General features: G+C 68.7%; 1 protein-coding gene. It reads right to left on the bottom strand.

Going from position 1 to position 230, the window contains the following annotated elements:
* Positions 1 to 230: TonB-dependent receptor (locus KVS69_RS20875; RefSeq protein ID WP_217540267.1), on the bottom strand; the 230-nt coding region annotated here is incomplete at both ends.

Consider the following 230-nt stretch of genomic DNA (forward strand, 5'->3'; position numbering starts at 1 on the left):
GACCGGTGAACGCTTCGTTCTTGATCACGTTGTGTGCACCCGGTTGCGAGATGCCGGTCGCGATGTTCCGGGTGGGGCTCAGCGTGTCGTCCTTGGTCCAGGCATACCGGCCGCCCAGGGTCAGGCGCCAGTGGCCGGCGGCCAACTGGCCCTGCAGGTACACGCCGCACGGCCGGTTGGTGCCGGCGGTGGGTGTTTCGGTGGGGGCGGTGGGCAGGTAGGGGTAGTGA

It is taken from the genome of Stenotrophomonas sp. GbtcB23, assembly GCF_019091045.1.
Taxonomy (GTDB): domain Bacteria; phylum Pseudomonadota; class Gammaproteobacteria; order Xanthomonadales; family Xanthomonadaceae; genus Stenotrophomonas; species Stenotrophomonas rhizophila_A.